The organism is Acinetobacter towneri DSM 14962 = CIP 107472 (assembly GCF_000368785.1).
GTDB lineage: Bacteria > Pseudomonadota > Gammaproteobacteria > Pseudomonadales > Moraxellaceae > Acinetobacter > Acinetobacter towneri.
In genome coordinates, this window is record NZ_KB849667.1 from 1 (window position 1) to 4030 (window position 4030).

Genomic DNA, 4030 nt, shown 5'->3' on the forward strand with positions numbered 1-4030 from the left:
TATGTACTTGAGATGTTTTATAGTAGATGGAGATAGCCACAATTTCTGATAAAGATAGCGTTGCTTGTCTGATACGTTGACGTTTGTTTTCTTGCTTGAGAAATTGCCAATAGATGGGTTCAAATTTTTTGAAAAAATCATCAACAATACAAAAAATTTCTGTAAAATCGTACATGGTAGTTAGAGCCTTTGGGTTGTGTCGTAACTTTCTAAATGGCTCTAACTACCTTTTTTTCAAGGGCTTTTCTTATCCGTAATTCGGGTTAAGTTAGTAATCCTTCCAAAATCTGTTCATAAATTTCTGCCAATGGCTCTAAATCAGCCACATCAACATGCTCGTTAATTTGGTGAATGGTGGCATTGAGTACGCCTAACTCCAACACTTGTGCACCTGTCGGCGCAATAAAGCGACCATCAGATGTACCGCCACTGGTCGATAATTCTGTTTCAACACCTGTGACATTGCGAATGGCTTGACGTGCAGCATTAACCAATTCGCCCACAGGGGTTAAAAATGGCAAACCTGAAAGCGTCCACTCGATTTCATAATCCACTTGATGGCGATCTAAAATTTCCAAGACACGTGCTTTTAGCTCATCTGCAGTCACTTCAGTCGAATAACGGAAGTTAAAGGTCACCGTCATGTTACCTGGGACAACATTGGTCGCACCTGTTCCTGCTTGAATATTTGAAATTTGAAATGAGGTGGCAGGGAAGTATTCATTGCCATGATCCCACACCGTTTCACACAGTTCCGAAATCGCTTTAGACGCGGTATGAATCGGGTTAATTGCCAAGTGTGGATAAGCCACATGACCTTGTTTGCCTTTTACAGTCAAGACACCATTGAGCGAACCGCGACGCCCATTTTTAATAATATCGCCTAATTTATGGGTACTTGAAGGTTCACCTACCAAACACCAAGTCATTTTTTCCTGACGTGCTTCTAAAGTTTCAACGACTTTGACGGTGCCGTTAATAGAGGGGCCTTCCTCATCAGAAGTGATCAAAAAGGCAATTGAGCCTTTGTGATCAGGATGTTTGGCGACAAAGCGTTCAGAGGCAACCACCATGGCTGCCAATGCGGTTTTCATGTCGGCACTGCCACGACCATAAAGTTTGCCATCACGAATTTCAGGTACAAATGGATCGGTATTCCATGCGTCTAAATTGCCTGTCGGTACAACATCGGTATGACCTGCAAAGCAAAAGACAGGTGCTTCTGTACCTTTACGCGCCCAGAGGTTATCTACATCGTCAAAACGCATAGATTCAATCTTAAATCCAATTTTTTCTAAGCGTTCTGCCATGAGGTTTTGACAGTTGTGATCGACAGGAGTGACAGACGGTTGGCGTAAAAGCTGAAGGCTTAAATCCAGAGTAGCAGAAGAGGTCATGAGAGTTTCAGACGTTTATCAAGAGTAAGTGCTAATAATAGGGGAATAATGCAACAAAAGTGAAATTTTAGCGTGAAAAAACCTTGTCCGAGAACAAGGTTTTTTGTGGTTTTTGTGAAGATATTCGTGAAATACTCAGAATTATTTGCGAATTTCTTGTTGGGTTTTTTCAGCAGTGTTACTCACCGCATGACCTGCAGAAGATACGTCTTCGCCCACGCCTTTAATTGTATTACAACCCGTTAAAACAAAGGTTAATAGCAGTGAAGTCACTAGAATTTTTTTCATGATCATCTCCAATATGCTCTAGATAGATTATTTTGATGTGTTTTTTAGCTTAGGAAATAAACAGAATAATAAATAGGCAACTTTTATGGTGCTTACGTAATAAAATGTTGAAACAGTTATTCAGCGTGTTAAAGGGGGATAGCTAATCAGCGGTGCAGCGCGATACATATAAAATTGTGAATGTGCCTCTTGATAATACAAACCATCGCCCCACCATTGATTCGGTAGGCTACTGGCTTGAGCATTTTGACAAATCCATTCATGACGTTGTAGGCGATAAAACCGTTCTGCTTGGGCAGGAATATCACTCCCCCAAAGACCTAAACGACGAGCGCGATTAACCCAGTATGGCACAAGTGTTGTAGATGATTGTGCCAAGTGATGTATGGCGAAATACAATTGTCCTTTGAGTACAGCAAAACGGCGTTGAATCGGCACATCCAAGGCTTGTTTAAATTGAAATTGCTTTTGACTAAAATGATTCAGTTTACGCGCTAAAGTATCGGAGCGGTTTAAACCATACCAGTGTGCCAAAGAGCAATCCGCTTCGGCTAAGTAGTATTTTAATGCGACTTCCCAGTGTTCAACCTGCTGCGTGTCATGGTTGTGCAGTAAAAAATCCAGTTCACCCACAGTTTTAGCACCATCAATAATTTGAATACTGTGCCCCAATAATTCGAAGGGATGATAGTCACGATCACGCAGCCAAAACCACATCAACATTTCAAAGCGTAAGCCTAAACGGGTACTTTTCAGTTGATTTAAAAAATCGTACACCGCTTCGGGATGTGAATCTAAATAGGCTAAACGTGATTGATAAGCGTGATAATGGTGTTGCCAAAAAGTATCTGAATGGAATTCAAAAGTATGTTGAATGGGCAATTGCTCAGGCACAGCACATAAAATATTCGGACTTGCCACACTAAAAGCCAACTGACGGATAAGCGGGGTTTTGTAGGTCAGCCATACTTCGGGCAGAAGCTCGGGTTGATGCAACTCAATCATTATGAATCCATGCTGAAAAATGCAGAATTACAACGGAAAATTAAAAAACGCTTTATACTACCGCAATTCGTAGTTTAGGACAGTGGTATGCAAAGCTTGTTATGGCGAAGTTTAGTGGTGATCTTTGTCATCCTTGGCTTTATTGGTGCATTGTTGCCGGGTATGCCTACTACAGTTTTTTTGATTTTAGCAGCTTGGGCATCGTCACGCGGTTGGCCGCAAATGGACAACTGGTTACTGAATCATCCTAAATATGGCAGTACACTCAGAGATTGGCGCGCCAATGGTACTGTACCGCGTAAAGCCAAATGGTTTGCAACGATCATGATGAGTATTAGTGCCGTGATCATGCTGTTCACAACTGCGCCCGTTGCGGTCAAAATTTTTACCAATACCACCATGTTGGTGGTGTGTATTTGGTTGTGGTTACGTCCTGAACCACAGCCGCCCACGAAAGAAGAAGAATAGGGTAGCGCAATGTCTTTTTTATACACACAAGCAGATATTTTGATTGATTTAGCCGAGCAAACTTTATATTTGCCGAAGCATCAGAAACTCTACGTCATCTCGAGTGGTGTGAATGGCATTGGTGAAACTGAAAATAGTGGTAAAACACCACGTGGCTGGCATGAAGTCGCTTTAAAATTTGGTGAAAATGAACCTGAAAATGCAGTATTTATTGCGCGTCAACCGACAGGTGAAATTTACAATTTAGATTTAGCTGAACAATTTCCTGAACGGGACTGGATTTTAAGCCGCATTTTATGGCTCAGTGGTTTGCAAGAAGGTTTTAATCAAGGCATTGGCTGCGATACTTTTCAGCGCTATATCTATATACATGGCACACCAGACACAGAGCCGATGGGAATTCCTGCATCGCATGGCTGTATTCGGATGCGTAACCACGATATTTTAGAATTGTATGAACTGATTCCAGAAAAAGCCTTGGTTTATATTTCTGAACACAAGCTAGATTTAAATAGCTTAGGTTTGCTTGGTTGATGGTGCGAGTCAATTGAATAAAGTTGTATCTATCACAACATAAAAAACCAACATATTGAGCAGATAGATTGCAGAGCTAACAAGTTGAAAAGCACATTAATTTTGCTTGAAAACTAAAATAACTTGCAGAATTTGTTTGTTTTTATAGCGGATCACCTATTTTTTAATCACTCAGTCACAAAAAACTGAAAACAAGCCGAAAAGCGTTTGACAGGCGGTAAAGATTCTCTATAATGCACCTCACAAACGATAAAGACGTTAAGGGCGCTTAGCTCAGTTGGTAGAGCGTCTGCCTTACAAGCAGAATGTCGGCGGTTCGATCCCGTCAGCGCCCACCA

Annotated in this window: 5 protein-coding genes, 1 tRNA gene and 1 pseudogene; 3 read left to right on the top strand and 4 right to left on the bottom strand. The window is 41.3% G+C overall.

Annotated features, from left to right (window positions below):
- The 4 genes and pseudogenes from F947_RS00160 to F947_RS00175 form a co-directional block, all read right to left on the bottom strand.
- Positions 1–175: pseudogene (locus tag F947_RS00160) on the bottom strand (IS982 family transposase); the annotation flags it as partial.
- Positions 176–263: 88 nt separating this feature from the next.
- Positions 264–1397, bottom strand: a complete 1134-nt coding sequence (gene dapE / locus F947_RS00165) for a succinyl-diaminopimelate desuccinylase (protein ID WP_004968259.1) — start codon at positions 1395–1397, stop codon at positions 264–266.
- A gap of 141 nt (positions 1398–1538) precedes the next feature.
- On the bottom strand, positions 1539–1685 hold the full coding sequence (locus F947_RS00170) for an entericidin A/B family lipoprotein (protein WP_004968261.1): 147 nt from the start codon (positions 1683–1685) through the stop codon (positions 1539–1541).
- Between the two features lie 120 nt (positions 1686–1805).
- The gene (locus F947_RS00175) at positions 1806–2690 is read right to left on the bottom strand and encodes a DUF1853 family protein (protein ID WP_004968264.1); all 885 of its coding nucleotides are present in this window, start codon (positions 2688–2690) and stop codon (positions 1806–1808) included.
- Between the two features lie 87 nt (positions 2691–2777).
- Between F947_RS00175 and F947_RS00180 the strand changes: the two genes are divergently transcribed.
- The 3 genes from F947_RS00180 (at position 2778) to F947_RS00190 (ending at position 4030) form a co-directional block, all read left to right on the top strand.
- A complete protein-coding gene (locus F947_RS00180; protein WP_004968265.1) occupies positions 2778–3158 on the top strand; it encodes a YbaN family protein in 381 nt (126 codons plus the stop codon).
- A 9-nt stretch (positions 3159–3167) separates the two neighbouring features.
- Positions 3168–3692 carry a cell wall-recycling L,D-carboxypeptidase ElsL gene (gene elsL, locus F947_RS00185; protein ID WP_004968267.1) on the top strand — a complete coding sequence of 175 codons (525 nt, stop codon included), beginning with the start codon at positions 3168–3170 and terminating at the stop codon, positions 3690–3692.
- Positions 3693–3954: 262 nt separating this feature from the next.
- Positions 3955–4030, top strand: a tRNA-Val gene (locus tag F947_RS00190).